This window comes from Methylomonas sp. 11b, assembly GCF_000515215.1.
Classification (GTDB): Bacteria; Pseudomonadota; Gammaproteobacteria; order Methylococcales; family Methylomonadaceae; genus Methylomonas.
The window spans coordinates 896045-918631 of record NZ_KI911557.1 but is presented as its reverse complement, the minus strand read 5'-3'; the positions used below and the strand labels follow the sequence as shown (position 1 = coordinate 918631).

The 22587-nt window shown below is 55.0% G+C and carries 16 protein-coding genes; 8 read left to right on the top strand and 8 right to left on the bottom strand.

Translation table 11 applies throughout. From position 1 onward, the window contains the following. Nucleotides 1-76: 76 nt before the first annotated feature. The 4 genes from METH11B_RS0104320 to METH11B_RS0104305 form a co-directional block, all read right to left on the bottom strand. Nucleotides 77-1648, bottom strand: a complete 1572-nt coding sequence (locus tag METH11B_RS0104320) for a sensor domain-containing diguanylate cyclase (protein WP_026600961.1) — start codon at nt 1646-1648, stop codon at nt 77-79. 137 nt (nt 1649-1785) lie between these two features. Then, a complete protein-coding gene (locus tag METH11B_RS0104315; protein WP_036275595.1) occupies nt 1786-3339 on the bottom strand; it encodes an alpha-isopropylmalate synthase regulatory domain-containing protein in 1554 nt (517 codons plus the stop codon). A 425-nt stretch (nt 3340-3764) separates the two neighbouring features. Next, nucleotides 3765-4286, bottom strand: coding sequence for a DUF1097 domain-containing protein (locus METH11B_RS0104310; protein ID WP_020481413.1), 522 nt, complete (start codon nt 4284-4286; stop codon nt 3765-3767). A 331-nt stretch (nt 4287-4617) separates the two neighbouring features. Beyond that, nucleotides 4618-5442, bottom strand: coding sequence for a hypothetical protein (locus METH11B_RS0104305; protein WP_026600959.1), 825 nt, complete (start codon nt 5440-5442; stop codon nt 4618-4620). Between the two features lie 511 nt (nt 5443-5953). Here METH11B_RS0104305 and METH11B_RS0104300 point away from each other — a divergent pair. Both METH11B_RS0104300 and METH11B_RS0104290 read left to right on the top strand, forming a co-directional pair. Beyond that, the gene (locus tag METH11B_RS0104300; protein ID WP_026600958.1) at nt 5954-6544 is read left to right on the top strand and encodes a histidine phosphatase family protein; all 591 of its coding nucleotides are present in this window, start codon (nt 5954-5956) and stop codon (nt 6542-6544) included. Between the two features lie 411 nt (nt 6545-6955). Further along, the gene (locus tag METH11B_RS0104290; RefSeq protein WP_026600956.1) at nt 6956-9172 is read left to right on the top strand and encodes a TonB-dependent receptor plug domain-containing protein; all 2217 of its coding nucleotides are present in this window, start codon (nt 6956-6958) and stop codon (nt 9170-9172) included. Nucleotides 9173-9654: 482 nt separating this feature from the next. Here the strand turns inward: METH11B_RS0104290 and leuA are convergent, their stop codons facing one another. Continuing rightward, entirely contained in the window at nt 9655-11385 is a 1731-nt protein-coding gene (gene leuA / locus METH11B_RS0104280; RefSeq protein WP_026600954.1) for a 2-isopropylmalate synthase, read from the bottom strand. A gap of 162 nt (nt 11386-11547) precedes the next feature. Here leuA and METH11B_RS0104275 point away from each other — a divergent pair, with 162 nt between their 5' ends. From METH11B_RS0104275 to METH11B_RS0104250, 6 genes are all read left to right on the top strand, one after another. After that, nucleotides 11548-12021 carry an Lrp/AsnC family transcriptional regulator gene (locus tag METH11B_RS0104275; RefSeq protein ID WP_026600953.1) on the top strand — a complete coding sequence of 158 codons (474 nt, stop codon included), beginning with the start codon at nt 11548-11550 and terminating at the stop codon, nt 12019-12021. 289 nt (nt 12022-12310) lie between these two features. Then, the gene (locus METH11B_RS0104270) at nt 12311-14086 is read left to right on the top strand and encodes a serine hydrolase domain-containing protein (protein ID WP_026600952.1); all 1776 of its coding nucleotides are present in this window, start codon (nt 12311-12313) and stop codon (nt 14084-14086) included. A 305-nt stretch (nt 14087-14391) separates the two neighbouring features. Beyond that, nucleotides 14392-15312 carry an EamA family transporter gene (locus METH11B_RS0104265; protein WP_026600951.1) on the top strand — a complete coding sequence of 307 codons (921 nt, stop codon included), beginning with the start codon at nt 14392-14394 and terminating at the stop codon, nt 15310-15312. 105 nt (nt 15313-15417) lie between these two features. Next, entirely contained in the window at nt 15418-15849 is a 432-nt protein-coding gene (locus METH11B_RS0104260) for a GNAT family N-acetyltransferase (RefSeq protein ID WP_026600950.1), read from the top strand. 7 nt (nt 15850-15856) lie between these two features. Beyond that, complete coding sequence (locus METH11B_RS28340; protein ID WP_026600949.1) at nt 15857-16966, top strand: NAD(P)H-dependent oxidoreductase; 1110 nt, start codon at nt 15857-15859, stop codon at nt 16964-16966. After that, entirely contained in the window at nt 16963-17457 is a 495-nt protein-coding gene (locus METH11B_RS0104250; RefSeq protein WP_026600948.1) for a GNAT family N-acetyltransferase, read from the top strand. Before METH11B_RS28340 ends, METH11B_RS0104250 begins: the two co-directional genes overlap by 4 nt. 155 nt (nt 17458-17612) lie before the next feature. Here the strand turns inward: METH11B_RS0104250 and METH11B_RS0104245 are convergent, their stop codons facing one another. The 3 genes from METH11B_RS0104245 to tatA form a co-directional block, all read right to left on the bottom strand. Then, a complete protein-coding gene (locus METH11B_RS0104245; RefSeq protein ID WP_026600947.1) occupies nt 17613-18830 on the bottom strand; it encodes an efflux RND transporter periplasmic adaptor subunit in 1218 nt (405 codons plus the stop codon). Nucleotides 18831-18836: 6 nt separating this feature from the next. After that, nucleotides 18837-22013 carry an efflux RND transporter permease subunit gene (locus tag METH11B_RS0104240; RefSeq protein ID WP_026600946.1) on the bottom strand — a complete coding sequence of 1059 codons (3177 nt, stop codon included), beginning with the start codon at nt 22011-22013 and terminating at the stop codon, nt 18837-18839. A gap of 298 nt (nt 22014-22311) precedes the next feature. Then, nucleotides 22312-22539, bottom strand: a complete 228-nt coding sequence (tatA, locus tag METH11B_RS0104235; protein ID WP_026600945.1) for a twin-arginine translocase TatA/TatE family subunit — start codon at nt 22537-22539, stop codon at nt 22312-22314. Nucleotides 22540-22587 lie beyond the last annotated feature (48 nt).

Genomic DNA, 22587 nt, shown 5'->3' with positions numbered 1-22587 from the left:
GCAATCATTTATCGTTCCCACGCTCCGCGTGGGAACGATAAATAGTATGTTGCGTTTGGTGTCATTGCCGTTGGCGTCAGCAATTTTGTTCCCGCATGTCGGGCCGGTAGATACGCACGCAATTCCTGCCTTCGCTTTTTGCGTAATACATCGCCGTGTCTGCGCGATTGATCAATTGCTGTATTTCATCGGCATGATCCGGATAAACAGCCAAGCCGATGCTAGCCGAAATGCCTAGCGTCAAGCCTTCGATCTCGAATGGCTGACTTAACTCGTACCGGACCTTTTCCGCGATTTCCAAGGCATTCTGCTCGGTTTTGATGGCCGGCAACAGCACGACAAATTCGTCGCCGCCGATTCTGGCCGGGGAATCCGATTTGCGCAGACAGCGGCCAATGCGTTCGGCAACGGCCTTTAACAGCAGGTCGCCGATGCCGTGTCCGTAGCCGTCGTTCACCGGTTTGAATTGATCCAGATCGACGAACATCAGGGCTAGCGCGCTTTGTTCGCGTTCGGCGGTGGCGATGGCTTGTTGCAGGCGATCCCGGAACAGCGAGCGGTTCGGTAAACCGGTCAGCGTGTCGTGATAGGCTAAATGTTGAACCCTGTCTTCCGAAATCTTACGGTCGGTAATATCGTAGAACCAAACCAGAAGCGCCGATTTATTCTGATATTCCACCGGAAAATAGGATGTCAATGTCCACTTAATCCAGTGAGGTTCGCCTGGGCTACGCAACTCGACCAGTTGGTTGGTGACGTGTTCGCCCTTACTCAGCCTGTCCATCACCTCGGCATATTCTTCCGGACGGGCATAAAAATCGGTGGTAAAGGCACCGATGGCCCGATCCGGCGTGGTATCGATCAGCGAGGCGTAGCTTAAGTTGGCAAAAATCACCCGGCCGTCGACGGCATCCTCGATGCAGGTCGCGATTGGGCTGCTCTCCAGCATATGGCGCAATCGGAATTCGTTTTCGGTAGCCCTTAATCGCAATCGTACATTTTCCTCCAGGTGCAGACGCGTTTGTCTGGAACTAGCCAATAGGAACAGCAAAAACAGGGTTTCCATCGCGCTCATGCCATAGGAGAGCGTATCGTCCTGTAAGGCCAGAAAAACAATTTGCGGCAGCAGAACCGTCAATAAAAAGCCGACTACGGAGAGGCGGTCGATCGCCAGGGTCGAGGCGGCGCCGGCGCACAAGCCGCCCAACGCAAAGGATACGTAGACCTTATGACCTATATCGCCCAACGGCGCAAGCACGATGCCGCCGATGCCCCAAACGACCCCGCCGGCAATCGTTCCGATGCGGAACCATCGGAGCCAGTCGTCCAGATCGTCGATTTCGCCTCTGGAATAAGCGTGTTTTCGCCAAAAAACAAACAGTATGCCTCTTGCCATTAAAACCAAGCTCAATATGCCGAACCAGGCAAGCAAGCGATGGGAATTGCTTGCAGGCGTTAAAACGAACATCAGGATGCAAGCAAGCAATCCGCTAATGCCGATGGAAAAAGGCAGATTGGAATAAAGCAGATGGACTCGTGCGACTTGCTCGGCGGTTGGCGATGGTTGCCGGAGGCCTGGCGGCTCGGATATGAACCGGGGTTGTTCATTCGAGCCGTGCATCTTGCCGTTTTGATTTTGTTTTTCCACGATAAGCGTTTTTCCGGAACCCAGCGGCGGATTTTAAGACTGTTTTCCAGCCGTTGCCCGGTTTTATCTGTCCCAAGTTCAGCGGCGCATGAATTCCTGGGCTCCGCAAGGTGCGATTTCGCAGAACGGTAAGGTATCTACACCGTTGTCTGTGGATTGCCTGTCATCTCGTGTAATTGAATGTTGATCAATTTGATCGTCGCCAAAATCCCGGCAAACACCTGGTTGACATGAACGCCGCGGGTTTTGCGCAGCTCGGTGCCGCAATCCCAGGTAATCACGCATTCGGTCAGGGCGCTGGTGTGGCCGCCTTTGGGAATGCGAATTTCATAATCGGCCAGGGTCGGCAAGGTGTAATCGTAATGTGGCAGCACTTTGCCGATGGCATCAATAAAGGCGTCGAAACCGCCGCTGCCGGCGCCGGTGGTCTGATGTTTCTCGCCTTTCACATCGACGCGGATGCTGACGGTGGACGGTAAATCCAGGCCGCTGTTGATGGAGCAAGCCAGTAATTTGATGTGCTGGTAACTCTTGCTTTCCAGCACGTCGGCGATGATGAAGGGCAGGTCGTCGGTAGTGATGGTCTGTTTGGAGTCGCCGATGCTGACGATGCGTGCCAATACTTTCTTTTGGTCTTCTTCGGATAAATCCAATTCGAGTTGTTCGAGATTTTTCTTCAACGATGCCTTGCCGCTCATCTTGCCCAAGGCGTAACTACGAATCCGCGAGAAACGCTCCGGCCCCAGTTTGGTTTTATACAAACCGCCTTTTTGGTCGCCGTCGGCGTGGATGCCGGCGGTTTGCGTGAAGACATCGGCGCCGACGATAGGGGCGTTGGCTGCAACGCGCTTGCCGGAGAAGTTCTCCACCATCTCGCTGATGCGCACCAAATGGCTTTCGTCCACGGACAATTGCATCGCCATTTTATCGCGCAGCACCACCGCTACTTCGGCGATAGAGGCGTTGCCGGCGCGCTCGCCCAGGCAATTGACGGTGCAATGCACCGCGCTGACGCCGGCCCGCACCGCCGCCATCACATTGGCGGTCGCCAGACCGTAATCGTTGTGCGGATGGAAATCAAATTGCAGGGCAGGGTAGCGCTGGCACATATCGCTAAAGCTGGCGAAAACTTCGTCCGGCGCCATCACGCCCAAGGTATCGGGGAGCATGAAATGACTGATCGGGGCTTGTTGCAAGCGTTCCATCAAGCCGTAAACATAATCCCGGCTATCTTTGTAACCATTTGACCAGTCTTCCAGATACACATTGATCTTCAAGCCTTGCTCGTGGGCATAGGCGATGGTTTGCAGGACATCGGCGCTGTGTTGCTCCAGAGTTTTGCCGAGCTGTTCGCGGCAATGTTTTTCGCTGCCCTTCGCCAGTAGATTGATCACGCTGCCGCCGGTCGATTTGATCCAATCGACGCTGCGGGTATGGTCCACAAAACCTAGCACTTCGACGCGTTCGGCAAAACCTTCCTGCCGCGCCCACTGATTGATCAGGCTGACGGCTTCCTTCTCGCCTTCCGAAACCCGCGCCGAAGCGACTTCGATACGGTCAACGCGCAAAAACTGCAACAAAGCTTTGGCTATGCTGACTTTTTCCATCGGCGTAAACGCTACGCCCTGGGTTTGTTCGCCGTCGCGCAGCGTGGTATCCATTAACTGGATGTGTCTTGAATGGGTAGACATGATTTTTGTTATTCTCGATGCGTCCTGTAGCTGTATCTGACTAAGTGAATGCCGTAGACAGGGTACAGCGACACCCCGTGCGACATTTAGTCAATGGCCTTTGTGCATAAGCCCGTCGCGCGGCTTATCAGCAATCTGATTGCTTATTCCGGCAGAGACTGAACTATGCGTAACTTGCCATTTTCACCTAAAACAGAATGAATTGGCAATTTGCGGCTAATTCCGGGTCTGCGAGCAGCCAAACTCATGGGAGGGAAATCGGCTCTCAGAATCCTCGTTTGGAGCCAGAGAGTTCTGGGCGGAACGATAATGAAATGACCGAAATTTTTTGATGGTTAGGCGGAGTTTTTACTTTCCGCCTATTTTCGCCGAACAATCGGAGTGGGTGTTTGCCCGTAACCCCGACGGTTCAGCCTAAAACATGGTTACTCTTTGGTCCACTTGGCGGCTAATTGCGCGGACAGCTGGCCAAAATATGTGCCCACCACAATCGAGATCGAAATCACCAGCAAAGGATTGCTCAGCGACGCGCCGAACAAGACTTCTTGCGTCAACTTGTCCGGTGTTTGCAATAAATAGGCGAATGTAGACGAATAGCCCAAAACGCTGGCGGGAATGGTCGCCAATTGTGGAAAATTGGCGGCCAGACACATCACCACGACCGCAAAAGTTACCGTAATGGCCGCCATTGCCGGGAAACCTAAGGCGGTATCCGGCGAAATACCGGTCAAGATAATCGCTGTTACCCAGGCCATGAATACGCCGAAAATCCCGCAGACGATAGTATTTTTCAAGGCTTCCTTGGTCGCACCCAAGAAAAAATAGGCTGCCCAGGCAATGGTGGCGGCCCAGATAAAGAACACGCCGCTAGCCGGCCCCACCGCCAAAAATGTGGCGACTCCAGCCAATACGCCGATGCTTAAAGAAAGTGCTGTAAGTTTGTCCATTATGGTCCCTCTGATATTGCGCCTCATCGATAGTGGTTTGCTCGATCATGCATTGAGGCTGCCCTGCAAAACCGAAATCCATTTACGGCCAAGCAATCCCGCCTTGACCGCTCCGAATGGTAGCAGAGAATAGACTCCAGAGGTACAAATGCTCGTTTGTTTTAAACGGATGCTTTATTATCAGAAGGCATCATTTCGACCGGCGGAAATGTCAGGTAACGCTAGCGCGCAACCTGACCTACTTGGCGACAACCATTGAAGAAACCGCCAACACATTCGAGGGCTGACGGCTAATAATATTTGGGATAGAGAGATCAGGCATTAACAAGGATTAGACAAGCCGCGCGGCGACACCGCGACGACTGTAGCCGACAAAACCGAGCAGGGTTGAACCAAATAACCAAAAAGCGGCAGGAACGGGTACGGGGGCTGCGACGACTGTTCGCGCAAATATGTCCGAGCAAGTTGGGCCTGTTTGGACTGCACAGGCTGTAGTGGCGATTTCCAGACTCCCTTCAGCGTTAACAAAATCCACCAAAATTGGATCGCCGTTCCCATCCAGAACCGGCGCACCGTTTTCATCCAATTTCGGGCCCCTAACCGTGCCGTAAAAATACATAGTCAATCCCGATGCATAAAACTCGTAGTTGCCGGCTGGGGCTGCGCCATTGGTTGGGGTAAAGTTGCCGAGCAAATACTCAAAGCTATCGCCAGGGTTTAAGGCGATATTCTGTTGGGTGAGGATACTGTCCGGGCTAGTGGTGTCGAAGTTGAATTCGTAAGGTCCGGAAGAACAGGTATCGGCCAGAAATGTACCGTTACAACCAATAGAGGTACTGAAAGAAATGCTATTCACGGCGATGAGTACGCCATTGTTTATGTAGATGCTTTGGCTAGTGTTTGAATCGTAATAAGAAAAGTTGGTTGGGTAGTTGGCTGGATTGATGCCAAACGGCGGGGTACCGCCACCCGTGCTGGAATAAACCAAGGGATCTGATACGGCGTCCAAACTTAGTTTCAACCAAACTGGAATGTTATCGGTCGCAACGACAGTGCCGGTAGGTTGAACGAAAGACAGACTACCGCTGTAGGCCGCCTGCGCATTGGGTAGCCAAGCCAGCGCCAATGTGGAAACAACAAATCTTAATTTAGACATAACGTATTTCTCCAATTTATAAGCGCTTGAAAATCATTTTCCCCAAGAGGCCTAACCCTTTAGCTCGATTACTAATTCAACCCGTCAATATCGCCGCTCTCACGAAGGAGATAGCCCAGCGCTTAAAATGGTTTGCTTCGCGATCTAAAGGCGCTCGCCCCGCGGGAACGAAGAATGCCGGGAATGTAAGGGCCGGGTTAATATTCTAGGCAGATAGCAGTCTGCATATGCGGTTCTGATCATAACAAAATATTGCTGGGTTTATATGACAATAACGCTTTATCGAGTTGCCCCGTGTGTAACTGAATCGCCCCGGATTTCCTGGAGGCTCCAATTTTGAGAGAAAGGAGCAATGAGACGGAAAAGGTCAAACCAAACTTCATCGGAAATCCGAGAACCGGCCGTTCGTATGGTGCGCGAGCATCAAGGTGAATACTTGTAGGAATGGGCCGCATGAGCACTTTGAAACTTTTCGCTGCCGAAGCCCGTTACATCGGTACATTAAGCTGACATGCAAATCATCTTGATCAGACACGGCAAACCGGCCGTCGAACTGTCGGGCATGGCTCGCGGCAGGGATTTGCCCGCCATCGCCAAGGCTTACGACGCATCCGGCATCGTCGACCGGCCGCCGCCGGAAACCTTGGCGGAGCTGCGCCATACCAACTACGTAGCGTGCAGTGACTTGCCGCGCTCTGTCGAATCGGCTCATGCGTTGGGGTTTGCCCAATTGCCTGTGGCGGATAGCTTGTTTCGCGAATCGGCGCTGCCGCATTTCGGCAGCGGCGCGATAGCGCTACCCATTACGGCGTGGGTGACGGTTTGTCGATTGCTCTGGTTGGCCGGTTTCTCGCAAAACGGCGAAGCTTATGCGTTCGCCAAATGCCGGGCGCGACAGGCCGCAAACCGGCTGATCGAATTGGCGGAAGCACACGACAACGTCCTGCTGGTCGGCCACGGCCTGATGAATTACCTGATTGCCGAACAACTGCGCGCCAACGGCTGGCACGGCCCGACCAAGCCGGGAAAGCGGTTTTGGGAGTATGGGGTGTATGAATGCGGCGGCGTCAATGTTGGTCTGCGTGAGAACGTAAAACGCTAATCGCTCAGAATGGCCTGATTACGAAATAGTATCGGCTGGTCCCTGATTAAAGCCGACCCTAGCAGCCGCAGCTTCAAGTTTTCAAACGGAAAGTATTCCTGCAAAAGCAGATAAAAGCAGATAAAAGCAGACAAACGATTCGGGTGCGGTGAGGCACGAATCGCATCAATCGAGAAAATTATCGACATAAACCAAAACGATGACTGATTACCGCCGCCGACCTGCTCTTGAGTCGGCAGGCGTTTTTACGGGGAAATCAGGGTTAACTTTTAACCGTACTATGATTAAGTAAACCGAGTTTTGGAAAATACAGGAAAAGAAATAAAGTAGGGGCGGTTTGAACCGAGCTATTTTATTTGGTAAAGCGAAGTACTCGATCGCACTGGATGATTGGGAGCGTGGACAAGGTAGATGACGCATTATTTTTTCAGTAGCGGCAATCGCTTTTGCACGGCAGGGGGCATGATGAAAAGTTTGACAGTATCTCTTGTGACTGCCGCGCCAGTATTGATCTGGGCGACAGCCTCGCTGGCCGCATCGTCTATCGAGGAAGAAGACTTGGCACAGATATACGGCAGCGAGGAAATGGTCAGCATCGCCACCGGCACTCGGCAGCCGGTGAGCAAGGCGCCAGCGGTGGCATCGGTCGTCACTGCGGCGGACATCAAGGCCATGGGTGCGACGGACATCGACGAGGTGCTGGAAACCGTGCCAGGCTTGCACGTAGCGCGCAGCAATAGCGGTTACAACCCCATTTACACTTTTCGCGGAATCCATTCGGCATTCAACCCGCAGGTTCTGGTGCTGGTTAACGGCATACCCATCAGCAACTCGTTTGCCGGCGATAGGGGGCAAATTTGGGGCGGTATGCCGATACAGTCCATCGCCCGCATTGAGGTGGTGCGCGGGCCGGGGTCGGCCGTGTATGGCGCCGATGCCTTCGCCGGGGTGATTAACATCATCACCAAGACCAAGCAGGACATTGAAGGCACGGAGGTCGGTGGCCGCGTCGGCAGTTTCGACACCTACGAGGGCTGGGCCTTGCACGGCGGCGAATGGGCCGGCTTCGACGTGGCCGCAAGCGTGGAATACCACACCTCTGCCGGGCAGAAATCCATTATCGAATACGATTTGCAGACCCAATTGGACCAGGCTTTGGGCACCCATGCCTCGCTGGCGCCCGGTCCGGTCAATCTGTCGCGCGACAATTTGGACGCACGTCTGGATTTGTCCCGCGACCATTGGCGGTTCCGCGGCGGCTTGCAGCACCGCAGCAATTTTGGCAACGGCGCCGGTGTCGCCCAGGCTCTGGATTCCACCAATCGTTACGGCAGCGACCGCTGGAATGCGGACCTGACCTATCAGAATGCCGAGTTTGCCGATAACTGGGAGGTCACGGGGCAACTCAGCTACCTGAACACCAGCCAGATTGTCGAGCGTAATCTGACCCTGTTTCCCCCCGGCGCTCGCCTGCCCATCGGCGCCAACGGCCAGATCGATTTTGCCAATCCCGTGGGTTTGGTAGCCTTTCCCAATGGCTACATCGGCAACCCGGAGAACTGGGAACGCCATGCCCGCGGCAACCTGTCGGCGATTTATAATGGATTTGAAAATCACATCTTGCGATTCGGCGCCGGCATCAACTACGACAGCATTTACAAGGTTAAGGTCAGCCAAAACTTCGGCGTGGATCCGGCTACGGGAACTCCGATTCCTTTCATGCCCGGTGTACCGCTGATAGACGTCTCAGGTACCTCCTCGACCTTCTTGCCGACAAAAGACCGCAAGGATTTTTTCTTTTTCGTTCAGGACCAATGGAAATTCGCCAAGGATTGGGCCTTGACCGGCGGAGTGCGTTACGACAGGTATTCTGACTTCGGCGAAACGGTAAACCCGCGGGCGGCCCTGGTGTGGGAAACCCGATACGACCTCACCACCAAATTCATGTATGGCAGCGCCTTCCGCGCGCCGAATTTCGCGGAATTGTATGCCACGAACAATCCGGCGCAGCTGGGCAATTCAGGTCTTAAGCCGGAAACTATGGATACCATCGAGCTGGCCTTCGATTACCGGCCCCACGATAAGCTGCGGCTGGGATTGAATGTCTTCAATTATTGGTGGAAGGACATCATCCGCTACGTACCTGACACCCGAGCGCCTTCCTCCACCGCGCAGAACACCGGCACCCAGACCGGCTACGGCGGCGAACTGGAGGCCGAATGGAAAGCCCTAGACAACCTCAAACTGGCGGGAAGCTATTCCTATCAGAAATCCACGGACAACGCAGCCCAACAAGACGCCGGCTATGCGCCGCATCACCAAGTCTATCTGCGCACCATCTGGGAATTTGTCCCTGACTGGCAATTCACCCCTCAGGCCAAATGGATCATCGGTCGCGAACGGGCCGCCGGTGACAACCGCCCTGCCATAGACGATTACACCTGGGTCGACCTGACCTTGCGCCGTAAGAATATCCACGATCATTTCGAAGTGGCGTTCTCGGTACGGAATTTGTTCGACGTGGACGCCCGCGAACCCAGCTTGGCCGGCAATCCCACGGCCGCTATCCCCAACGACCTGCCCTTGGCGGGTAGGAGTTTTTACGGGGAAATCAGGGTTAATTTTTAACCGTACTAATTTTAAATAAACCGCATTTTGGAAAATAAACGAAAAGAAATAAAGTATGGAGCAGTTTGAAGGTAGCCCGGAGGATGCGGTAAACAACGTGCTCCGCATCGTTCGCGATTCGTGCGGTTAGTAAAATCACCACACCCTATGCCTGCTATTGGCTGGATGTTTGCAATTGGCATTTTCGTTTCTTCTGGCGAATTTTGGCCGAACTGACACAATCAGATAAGCATTTGAGCATGAAAGCCGTGCGAATATCGAAGAATACTCGCACGGAAAAAGGCCTCCCATTCTTCCGAAAACGCTTCGCTATTTCAGGCCATGCAGGCCAACGTTTTGTCGATTTCTCCGCTTCAATCTCGAGCAAGACCATAGCCATATGGGCTTTGCCATCAGTTCTTCGGCCCATTACTGTTGGGCTTGCGAGTTTTGTGCGTAATCCTGGGCATTCCTGCGATAAGTATTCAATGTTGTCTCCTGTTTCACTCTGTAGGGGTTACGGCTGGCGTGCTATCCGCGCTAAAACCGCCGTTATCAAACTCGCCGCGTTGCCAGCCGGTATCCTTGGCCAAGCGATTGCAGCCACCGATCAGCGCCTTGATGGATGCGGTGACGATGTTGCCGTCCAGGCCGACACCATAGGCGGTTGAGCCGTTCGCAGCCGTTAGTTCGACAAAGGCGCAGGCCTGGGCATCGCCGCCACTGCCGACCGAGCGTTCCTCGTAGCTGCACACCGACACTGCGCCGCCGAGCGAGCCTAAAGCCTGGATGGCAGCGGCTATCGGTCCGTTACCCACGCCCATCAATGCGCGCGGTTCGCCGTCGCATTCGATTTGCAGCTGTATGCCTTGTCCTTGCGAATGCTCGGACAATTGATGGCCGAGATAACGCATAGGCTTTGCCACATCGAGATACGTCTGTGCGAACAATCGCCATAACTGGCCCGCGCCGATTTCACCGCCTTGGCGGTCGGCATGGCCTTGCACTATTTGCGAAAACTCCACCTGCAGACGGCGCGGCAACACGACGCCATAATGGCTTTCCAGCAAATGGGCGATGCCGCCCTTGCCGGACTGGCTGTTGATGCGGATCACCGCGTCGTAACCGCGGCCGACGTCGGCCGGATCGAACGGCAGATAGGGCACATTCCAGACACTATCTGGCTGCCGCGCGGCAAATCCTTTCTTGATCGCGTCCTGGTGTGAGCCGGAAAATGCGGTGAACACCAACTCGCCGGCATAGGGTTGGCGCGGCGGCACGCTTAGGCCGGTACAAGCCTCGAAATCGCCTACCACCGCATTGATGTCGGAAAAATCCAAGCCCGGCGCCACGCCCTGGGTATACAGATTCAATGCCAGCGTCACCAAATCCACGTTGCCGGTGCGTTCGCCGTTGCCGAACAAGCAACCCTCGACGCGCTCGGCACCAGCCATCAACGCCAGTTCGGCGGCGGCTACCGCAGTGCCGCGGTCGTTGTGCGGATGCACGCTGAGGATGACGCTGTCGCGGCGGGCGATATGGCGGTGCACCCATTCGATCTGGTCGGCGTAGACGTTCGGCGTCGCGGTTTCCACCGATGACGGTAAATTCAGAATGATCTTGTTGTCCGGTGTCGCGCCCCAGGCGGCGCTGACCGCATCGCAAAACTCGACGGCGAAATCCGGTTCGGTGGCGCTGAAGGTTTCCAGGCTGTATTGCAAGCGCCATTGGGTTTGCGGCTGTTCGGCGGTCAATTGTTTGACCAGCCGCACCGCATTGACGGCCATCGCCAATACCTCGGCCCGGCTCATGCCCAATACCAGTTCGCGAAACGGTGGGGAGGTCGCGTTGACGATATGCACGATGGCCGAGCGCGCACCGCGCAGGGCTTCGACGGTTCGGCGGAGCAACGGTTCGCGGGCGTGGCTGAGCACTTCGATGGTGACGTCTTCGGGGATCAACGCCTCGTCTATCAAACGGCGCACGAAATCGAAATCAGTCTGCGAGGCCGACGGAAACGCCACTTCGATTTCCTTGAAACCGATGCCGCACAAGGTGCGGAACAGGCGCAATTTGCGTTCGGCGTTCATCGGTTCGAACAAGGCTTGGTTGCCGTCGCGCAAGTCTGTGCTCATCCAGATCGGCGCTTGGCTGATTGTGCGATTGGGCCATCGGCGGTCGGCAAGCGCCACAGGTGGGAATGGATGGTATTTGCAAGAAGGATTGGTCAACATGGCTGAATGCTCTCGGTCAATGGGATGCCGATAAGATAAGCCAAACCGTCCGCTAGGCGATTGCGTTTATGCCATATAAAACACAAATCATTGATAGAATATTGCTATCTAACTGGAATATTGTTTATTTAATTGTTTTAATATGTAAATATCGGGTATTTTATGGAACTGGATCGCTACGACAGGCAAATTTTGAACATCCTGCAAGCCGATGGCCGCATCAGCAATCAGGAGTTGGCTGATCGCATCGGCTTATCGCCGTCGCCTTGCTTGCGACGGGTGCGAGCGTTGGAGGAGGGCGGCCTGATCGTCGGCTACCGGGCGCTGCTGGATGCCAAAGCCTTGGGTCTGACGCTGATGGCCTTGATCCACATTTCGATGGACCAACACACGCCGGAACGTTTCAGCACCTTCGAAGCGGCGATTGCCGGCATTCCGGAAGTGATGGAATGCCTGTTGATCACCGGCCAGACCGCCGATTATCAGCTCAAGGTTATGGTCAAGGACTTGGATGCCTACCAGGAATTGCTGTTGAAACGCATCACCGGTATTCCCGGCGTGACCGGGGTGCATTCCAGCTTCGTGTTGCGGCGCGTGGTGGATAAGACGGCGTTTCCGGTCGGGGTAGGGCTATGATCGTTCCGAACCCATTGCCGGCCGAGTTTGCTAACATGGCAAAATACTGACTCAAACCGTTACACAAAAAATGAACACTGCAATCATCACTCAACGTGCAACTACTTCCGATGTTAAAGTCTGCCATCACGTAGGCTCAAGGCAGCACTGTTAAAACGTTTGACTGGAATGGGCTCGCCAAATACTATCCGCGTCCCAACATGGCTTTGGAAAAAGCCTCGCAGCCCCAGCCACACGGGCTTAAAATCTTGCTGGCCGACTAATCGATGATCACCCCTTCAAGGACCAGATGAAAACCTATTTGACATATTTAAGCGCGATATTGCTGGTGCTAAGCGGTTGCGCCGGTTCGCCGCCGCTAATGCCGGATACGGTACAACGCGGTGATTACAGTTACCTCAAAGCCCATCTTGCCTGGCTGATTGAACAGGAAATGTCCGCACAGGACGTGGAAGGTTTGAGTATTGCCGTGGTGGACGATCAACAGGTCGTCTGGTCGCAAGGTTTCGGCTACGCCGATCAAGCCAAGCAGATTGCCGCCACACCGGAAACGGTTTATCGAGTCGGCTCCATCTCCAAACTATTCACCGATACGCTGGTGATGCAACTCGCCGAGCAAGGCAAACTGGATATTGATCGACCGTTGCAAACCTATCTGCCAAATTTCGCCATCAAAAGCCGCTTCCCGGAGGCCGGGCCGATAACGCCACGCAATATCATGACGCATCATTCCGGTTTGCCGGGCGATAGAGGCAATGGCATGTGGACTAAAACTCCGGCGCCGTTCAGTCAGCTTGTCGGCATGCTGAAAGACGAATACGTCGCTTATCCGCCCAATCGTATCTGGGCCTATTCGAATCTGGGCATCACCTTATTAGGGACGATGTTGGAACGGCTTACAGGCCAGGATTTCAGCAGTTATGCCGACCGTCAGTTGTTAAAACCGCTCGGGATGACGAATGCGGCTTTTTCGCTTGGCATCGAGGGGGAACTGGCCTCGAAAGCCTATAAAAATGATCACGAACAGACGGAAGTGGCGCTGCGCGATATGCCGGCCGGGGGCTTGAACGCGAATGTCTTGGACCTAAGCCGCTTTATCGCCATGGTCTTGGCGGACGGCAAAACCAATGGCCGGCTCATATTGAAACCGGAAACTCTGCATGAAATGCTGCGCCAGCAAAACCAGGATGTGGCGCTGGATGTGGGCACCAAAACCGGTTTGGGTTGGTTCTTGACCAGCAAGCCCGGTATCGGCGATGTCGCCGCACACGGCGGAGCCACGCTTTTTCATCGTAGCTTGCTGACGGTGCTGCCGGAACACAAGCTGGGCGTGGTCGTGTTGGCGAATTCCCCGCCCACCGGCGACTTGATCGACAAAGTCACCGATAAAGCCCTAAAACTGGCGGTTGCGATAAAAACCGGTATGCCGCCGCCGGAGGAAACCGAAACACCCGTGGTCGAAACCCGCGGCTTAACCCCGCAAGAACAGCAGTTGGCGGCCGGGCAATATGCAACCGCGCTGGGCTACATCAAGTTAACGGCGGATGGCGATACCCTGTCCACCGAGTTGAACGGCAGCAGCATGGATTTGGTCGGCAGGGATGATGGCAAATTCGGCATTCGCTACAAGCTGCTGGGATTGATACCGCTACAACCCAAGCAACTGACCGAAGTGGGCGTATCGGTGCGCCATGTCGACGGTCATGACCTGGCGCTGGCCCATTGGCACGGCCAAACCTTTGTGTTGGGCGAGAAAATTCAACCGGTAGCGATTCCCGACTCCATGCGTAGCCGTCTGGGCGAATACGAGATTGTGAATCTTGCCGAAGGTGCGGCGATGGTTCCGGAAAAATGCGCGCTACGCGAACGGGACGGTTTTTTGATGCTGGAGTATTCCATCCCCACTTTCGACATGAATAATCTGACTTTTCCCATTGCACCGGTATCGGAAAATGCAGCCGTCATTCTTGGGCTGGGACGAGGCATGCAGGAAACCGTTCGGCTGGAGACGATCAATGGCCAAGATTTTGTCGCCTATTCCGGATATTTATTGCGGAAAAAATAAGCAAACCCTTTAGGTCTAACAGACTCTCAAACAATTGGCATTCTTCAACATTTTCACACGCATGGACGTTTTATCACCGCATAAGCTTTGTCATTACCGGATGCATGGCGGGTTACAAACCTTTGTCCCGGTGGGCAACCCATGTCTTAGCAAAGCTTCGATACGCTTTAACCGATTTTCCAACCGATAGGCTGTTTCATGGCACCCACCTCAATTATTGGCAACAAAAAATATACGTCCTGGTCGTTACGCCCTTGGCTGGCAGAGGAGCACGTAGAAACTGTAATTAGTCAGGCGTTTACAGAATGAAGGCGAAGATTTGGGCCGCGTTGTTGGCCGTTTATCTGGTGTGGGGATCGACTTATTTGATGATTCGCTTTGTGGTCGAGACCTTGCCGCCATTTTTGTCGGCCGGATTGCGTTTTGTGGTTTCCGGCGCCATTTTGCTGGCCTGGCGGCGTTTGGCCGGCGATGCCGCGCCGACCTTAAGGCAGTGGCGTTCGGCCGCTATTGTCGGTATTTTGTTATTGCTCGGCGGCAACGGCTTGGTCTGTTGGGCCGAACAAACCGTCCCGTCCGGCGTTGCCGCGCTGATCATCGGTGCCGTGCCTATGTTTCTGGTGATTGCCGACGCACTCAGACCTAACGGCGTCCGGCCGACGCTACGCGTACTGGTCGGCCTTATCATAGGCTTCCTGGGAATTTACCTGCTGGTCGGTCCGTCGGTGTTTTCGGACGGTATGCCATTAAACATGCCCGGTGTAGCGGCGCTACTGCTCGCCAGTTTGCTTTGGGCCGTGGGTTCAATCTACAGCAAGAGCGCGGATTTGCCGAAGACGGCGCTGATGACAACCGGTGCGGAAATGCTGGCCGGCGGCTTTGCCTTGTTGCTTGTCAGTGCGCTCAGCGAACAATGGAGTGTTTTCAACCTGTCCCAGGTATCGCTTAACTCCTGGCTGGCCTTGGCGTATCTGATAGTGTTCGGCTCTATGATCGGTTTCGCGTCTTACGCCTGGCTACTGCAGAATGCGCCGATCCCGCTGGTAGCGACATACGCTTACGTCAATCCGCTGGTAGCGGTGTTGTTAGGCAACTGGTTCGCGAACGAACCGCTCACGCCGCGCATCCTGAGTGCGTCGGCGATCATTATCGGAGCTATCGTATTTATGAACAGCGCCCACGGTTCACGGGCCAAGCGGACAGAGGCGTCAGGCGCGAGCAAATGATGTCTCTGGACAGGTGTGCCCCCTCTTGAGTCTCGGCGCTGAAAGCAAAAATCGAAATGCTCTTTTAAGCCAACGGCCATCCTTTTGTTTGTTAAGCGATACCCCATGACTCTCGATATATTTATTGCCAATACCGACGCCGAAATTCAAGCCTGTTTTCCGGTGTTCCACGAGTTGCGCCCGCATATTGAGGCGGATCAGTTTCTGGCCCAGGTTCGCCGCCAGCAAACGCAGTCCTACCAAATTCTGGCTGTTAGACAGCAAGGCACGGTTAAAAGCGTGGCGGGTTTTCGTTTCGCCGAGTTTTTGGCCTGGGGCAAAGTTTTGTATATTGATGATTTAGCCACGCTAAGCGGCGAAACGTCGCAAGGCTTCGCCGGCGCCTTGCTCGATTGGCTGATCGAACATGCGCAAGCGCACGGCTGTCCGGGTGTGCATTTGGATTCCGGCTATCAGCGTCATCATGCCCATCGTTTGTATCTTAACAAGGGCTTTCGACTGAGCAGCCACCACTTTTCCCTGACATTCAACATCTAGCATTGCCATGAAAATATTGGCTTTATCCGGCAGCTTACGGGCGGCGTCCATTAATTCCGCTGTGCTGCGCACTGTGAAGTATTTAGCGCCGGCCCCCATCGAAGTTCGTTTGTTTTCTGGGCTTGGCGACTTGCCCTTATACAATCCGGATTTGGAAAGCGCGCTTCCCGGCGTCGCACAGCACTTGCGCAACGAAGTGGCCGCGGCGGATGCCTTGCTGATCGCCAGCCCGGAATATGCCCACGGTGTTACCGGCACCGTCAAAAATGCGCTGGATTGGTTGGTGGCATTTGAGGGCTTTGCTGAAAAACCGGTGGCGGTATTGAACGCCGCGCCGCGCGCCCACCACGCCGATGCCGCGCTCCGGGAAACCTTGGTCACCATGTCAGCCACGCTGATAGAAGCTGCCTCGATCACCTTGGCGTTGCCGAGTACCAATATCAGCGAAGCGGAACTGTTGGCCGCGCCGGAAATCGTTTCATTACTGACCGGCGTGTTAACCAAAATCCAACGCGCGGTAAAGCGCTTGCCGGACATGAAGCCTTACCTCAGCAGCAGTCTTTATATCGATAGCCAACATCCGGCCATCGTCGCCCAAGCCGGAAAACTGGCGGACGGCAGCGCCGATGAGGTAGCAATCACCAAGCGCTGTTTCGAATTCGTCCGCGACCAAATCAAGCATAGCTGGGACTACCGGCTGAACCCGGTGACCTGTAAAGCCTCCGAGGTGTTAATCCACGGTACCGGCTACTGCTATGCCAAAAGCCATTTGTTGGCCGCATTGTTGCGCGCCAACGGTATTCCGGCTGGACTGTGTTACCAGCGATTGACGATAGACGGCGACCAGCCGCCTTTCTGCCTGCACGGTTTGAACGTAGTTTACCTGCCGCAACACGGTTGGTACCGGGTTGATGCGCGCGGCAACAAGCCCGGCGTGGAGGCTGGCTTTTGCCCGCCGCTGGAGAAATTGGCCTTTCCGATCATGAGTCCCTTGGAGCAGGATTTGCCCGGCATCTTGGCGGAACCTTTGCCGGCTGTCGTCAAAGCCTTAACCGAAAACCAGACCGTTGAGCTGGTTTACCAGAATTTGCCGGACATTGCCGCTACCGAGCCATGACGACAAACTCGCCGTTGATTATTCGTCCCGCCGTCGCGACCGATGCCGAGTGCGTCAGCCAACTGATTTGCAGTGTTGCCAACTGTTGTACGATTTCCCCAACTGGCGACGGTGCCGAGTTGTTTTATTCGAGCATCAGCCCTCAAGCGATTGGCAGCTACATCAACAATGCCAATTTTCTTTATCTCGTGGGTTGGCTAAACGGTAAGCTTGCCGGCGTCGTTGCCGTCCGCGATGCCCGGCATCTGTTTCATCTGTTTGTTGCGCCTGCCTGCCAATACCAAGGTATCGGCACGGCATTGGCGTTGCGCGCCATCGCGTTATCGTTGGCCGCAAGCCCGTCGGAGACCTTCACGGTGAATGCCTCGCTGCCCTCTGTGCCGTTTTATGTTCGGTTGGGCTTTCAGCCTCTGGGGCCAAAGATTGAGGACAAAGGCGTGGCATTTGTACCGATGCAATTGCCATCCTCAGCCCTAAACTCCGGTTCGTAGCGATGATGCCTATTTCCCCAAAAAACTTTTCACTAAGAGGGTGTAGACAAAAATAAATCACCCGGCGGACCGGCAAGCCGGCATGAGACCAGCGTCACATGCCGTTTGGGTATTGTAAGCGGATGGTCCGCCCTGCTACGGATTACTGAAATGTTTCACGATTTGCCGGCGGTTTTGTCCTTGGGTTGCTCCGCCGGCTTTGCTTGAGCTTCCACCACGCTCACGGTTTCGCCTTCCACCAAGAGATCAGAGGGGCTGGCGACCAAGGTATCGCTGGCGGAGATGCCTTCCAATATTTCCAGCTCACGGCCAAAGTCGCGGCCCAGTTTCACGGGGCGAAACGCCACGTGATGTTCCGCATCGACCACTACCACATGCGGACCGGCTTGATCGATCACCAACACATTAGCCGGCACCACCAAGGGGCTGGATTTGCCGGCGACGTTGATGGAGATTTCCACGTAGGAGCCGGGCAGTAACTTACCGTCCTTGTTGGACAGGGTAATATCCACCTGTCGAGAGCGGTTGACCGGGTCTAATGCCCCGGCGACATGATCCACATGGGCGCTAACCGGTTTGCCTTGCGAATCCAGTACTCTGACCGAGACTTCCTGGCCGGCTTTGATGTCGTCCGCGTAGACTTGCGGCACCCAAACCGTCAACCGCAACGGGTCGGTTTGGGTCAAGGCAAATAACTCCTGACTGCCCGCCACGATCAAGCTGCCGACATCGACCGCCCGACGGGTAATCACCCCGGAAAACGGCGCGACGATGCGCCGATAGCCTTCGATATTTTCCAGGCGTTTAACGTTGGCTTGCGCGGCTGAGAAATCGGCTTCGGCTTGCAGGAAAGCGCTACGTTTTTCGTCGAACTCCTGTTGCGTGCCGCTGTCGGTGCCGTTTAATTGCGTCCAGCGTTGCAGGGTAGTGCGGGTCAGTTCCAAGCGGGCTTTGACCTGGGCCAGCGCGGCGCGCGATTGCGCCAGTTCCTGTTCAAGCTCGGGTACGTCGATAACCGCCAACAGGTCGCCTTTTTTGACCTGATCGCCTATGGTCTTGTGCCAGGCGCTTAAGTAGCCGTTGCTGCGCGCGTAGAGTTGGGTTTCGGTGTTGCCGCGCAAACTGGCAGGCAATACCAGTTTGCGGGTTGCCTCGCCGGGCCTTGAATGCGCGGCGATGACGCTGCGCTGTTGGCTGGCCGCGGTTTGTGCCTGCAAAGTTTCTGCTTGTCGCAGGTTCTGCGCCAGGCGCCAAGCGCCCGCCAGCAGGAGCAATAACAATAGCCCCAAACCGAGCCGTTTTACTACCAGCAGGGTGCGGTGCGAATGCTCGGAAGCCGGTCGCGCAAAGGGCGATGAAGGGATGCTATTCATAAGATTTTAGGGAGTTACAAAGCTTGTACGATGCGAAAGTCGGTGCGCCAGCCAGCGATGAGTGCCGGCAAAAACCAGCGGCACGAACAGTAAAGTGGACACGGTGGCAAAGGCCAGGCCGCCGATTACCGCGCGGCCCAGCGGCGCATTTTGTTCGGCACCTTCGCCCCAGCCAATAGCCATCGGTAACATGCCGACGATCATCGCAAAGGCGGTCATTAGTACCGGTCTGAGCCGTGTGGCCGCAGCTTCCAAAGCGGCCGTCACCGGTGGTACGCCATCAGCCAAGCGAGTACGGGCAAACGACACCAACAAAATGCTATTAGCGGTCACTACACCCATCGCCATGATGCTACCGGTCAAGGCTGGAATACTCAGCGTGGTGCCGGTTAAAAATAGCGTCCAGGCGATGCCGGCCAAGGCAGCGGGCAGGGCGCTGACGATAATCAGCGGGTCCAGCCAGGATTGAAAATTCACCACCAGCAACAGGTACAGCAGCACAATCGCCACGGCCAAGCCGGCTCCCAAACCGGTGAACGAGCTTTTCAGGGTTTCGATTTGGCCGCGCACGCTCAATTCGACGCCGCGCGGCAAATGGCCGCGGCTGTCGGCAACCAGCGTTTCGATTTCCCGGCTCACCGAACCCAAATCGCGGCCTTCGACGCTGGCGTAAATATCGAACACATTATTGGCGTTGTAATGCGTTACCGCGACCGGTAACACGGTGCGTTTCAGTTTGACCAGATTGCCCAGCAATTGCGGCTGGCCGTTACCGCCGCCGACCGGCGTGCGCAGCAAGGCATCCAGATTATCCAAGTCCAGCGGATTACCCATCACGCCGATATTCACCGAGTTGCCGTTGGCCGGATTTAGCCAGAATGACGGCGCGGTTTGCATGCTGCCGCTCAGGGTCAGTAAAAGATTTTGCGCCAGATCCCGAGCTGACAAACCCAGTTGCTGCAATTGCTGGCGATTCATTTCCAAATCCAGCGCCGGCCGGTTCATGCGTTGATAAATGTGCGCATCGACGATGCCGGGAACTTGCCGCAAGCGATTTTGCAAGGCGATGACCTGCGGCATCACTTCGTCGGGTTTACCGCCGATGAACTGGATGTCGATAGGGGCGGGCACGCCGAAATTCAAAGTCTGGCTGACCTGATCGGCGGGTTGGAAGAAGAATTCCAGGTTGGGAAAGCGTCCGGGCAGTTCCGCGCGTAGGCGTTTGATATAGTCGGCGCTGGGGGCATGGTTGCTTGGTCGCAGCGAAATCATGATTTCGGTGTCGGCGGTTTCCACGGTGCCGGAATTGCCGAACAAGGTGTTCCGGGTGCTGTAGGGGCCGCCGATGATGTCCAGTAGATCGGCGATTTCTTCGGCTGGAATGATGCCGCGAATGACTTTTTCCACCGCATCGATCTGTTGCGGCATTTCCTCAATGCGGGTGCCGGACGGCGCACGGACATGCAGGCGAATCTGCCCGGCGTCCACCGCCGGAAACAAATCTTCTCCGAGCAGTGGCACCAGACCCAGGGATGCCAGGCAAAAACCTAAAATCGCCGAACTGTAGCGCAAGCGGTGTTTGAGTAAATGACTGGCCAGGATCAGATAGTGGCCGCGAAACTGTTCGAAGCCGCGCTCGAAGGCGTGATGCAGGCGTTGAAAGCCGCGCGCCAGTGCGTTGGTTGGTGGCGCATCGGTATGCCCATGATGATCGGACATGACATACATCACCAGCGTCGGCACCAGGGTGCGCGATAAAACGTAAGACGCCAGCATGGCAAATACCACCGCTTCCGCCATCGGCACAAACAGGCTACGGGCCACGCCGGACAGGAAAAACATCGGCACAAACACGATGCAGATACATAAGGTAGACACCAATGCAGGCATCGCGATTTCCGCCGCGCCGTCCAGTATGGCTTGATGAGGGTTTTTGCCCAGCAGCATTTGCCGCTCGATGTTTTCGATTTCCACGGTGGCATCGTCGACCAATATCCCCACCGCTAAAGCCAAACCGCCCATCGTCATCAGATTGATGGTTTCACCGACTAAATATAAAGCAATCAAGGAACACATAATCGACAGCGGTATCGACACCGCAATGATGCAGGTGGTACGCCAGTTACCCAGAAACAGCAAGATCATCGCGGCGGTCAGGCCGGCGGCGATCAGTGCTTCGTGCAGCACGTTGCCGATTGCGGCCTTCACGAACAACGATTGGTCGAACATCAAACGCATATTGATGCCTTCCGGCATCATCCCCAGCATTTTCGGAATGGTTTGCCGGACGTGTTCCACTACTTCCAGGGTCGAGGTGCGACCGACTTTGAAAATTGAGGTCAGAATGCCACGCTCGCCATTTTGGCGGGCGATGGTGGTTACTGGCGCCGCGCCGTCGCGCACTGTCGCTACGTCGCGGACCAGCGTGGTAACGCCGTTCACAGTGCGAACCGGTAGGTCGGCCAGACGCGGAATCGCGGCCACTGCCCCGTTCAGGCTGACATCGTATTCGTTACTGCCGATTTTTACGGTGCCGGTGGGTAAAATCAGATTTTGTGCGGCCAGGGTATCGTTTAAATCGGCGGGCGACAGTCCGCGCGCCAACAGAGCCGGCGCATCGACATCCAACGTAATTTGCCGGCTTTTGGCGCCGAACGGATTAGTCATTGCCACGCCGGGCTTGGATTGCAATGCGGTTCTGGCGATGTTATTCACCAGATCGTTGACATCGGTTTCCGGGACGGTGCTGCTGGAAATGCCCAATTGCACCAGCGGCAGGTCGGCGGCCGAATATTGAATGACTTGCGGCGGTGCGACATTGGTCGGCAGTGAGCGATAAACCGAGTTGCTGCTGGACATCACCTGGGCGATGGCCGTGCGAATGTCGGTGCCTGGATGGAAAAATACTTTAACCACGGCCGCGCCGCTGTAAGACAAAGATTCACTGTGTTCTATGCCGTCGATCAAGGCCATGGAGCGTTCGACCGTGGTCGTTAAGCGGTCCGCTATTTCCTTGGCGGTCATGCCGTTGTATTGCCACAGCATCGCTACCACCGGAATATCGATGGTTGGGAAAATATCGGTGGGCATTTTCCGCAGCACATAGAGGGTAGACAATAGAATCAACAGCGCCGCCACGATAAAGGTATAGGGGCGGCGTAAAGCAATATTAACGATCCACATGGATTTCTCGGGAGATCCGATTGGTTAGCGAGGTCCGGCCGGTTTTAAAGCTATCGTTTTTCCGGCAAAGGCAATTTAATGTTTGTCTTAAGCAAGTGCTATACCAATCAATCTGCACAGATTTTTCGAAGCATAGTGCACTGCATGCGTTTGGGCTCAGGTGAGAATCAGCAGCATAATTTTTACCGGGTAAATGTTCTAAGCTGTTGTTAGCCGAACAGACGGCGATCAAATGCTGCTGCTCTGGCAACAGGGCGCTGGTCTGAGCGTCTTTAGCCTGAGGCCGCAACCCGACGTATCAAGCCTTGGTGCGGTCAGTTTCACTTATCAATTCGTTGGATAATTCCTGCTGATAGAGCTGAGTGATGGCTTTGGCGTCTTCGGCGTCTTCGCTTTCCTTTACAGCATTACGAAATCCCTTGATCGCATCGCCTAGGTCGGCGCCGACATTTTTCAGGCGCTTGGTGCCGAACACCAAGACCACGATTGCTAAAACTACTAATAAGTGGGGAACGCTCAAGCCCATTTTTTTCTCCAAAGTTAAAAGTTGCCGATTTTAGGTAAGTCGCTTGCG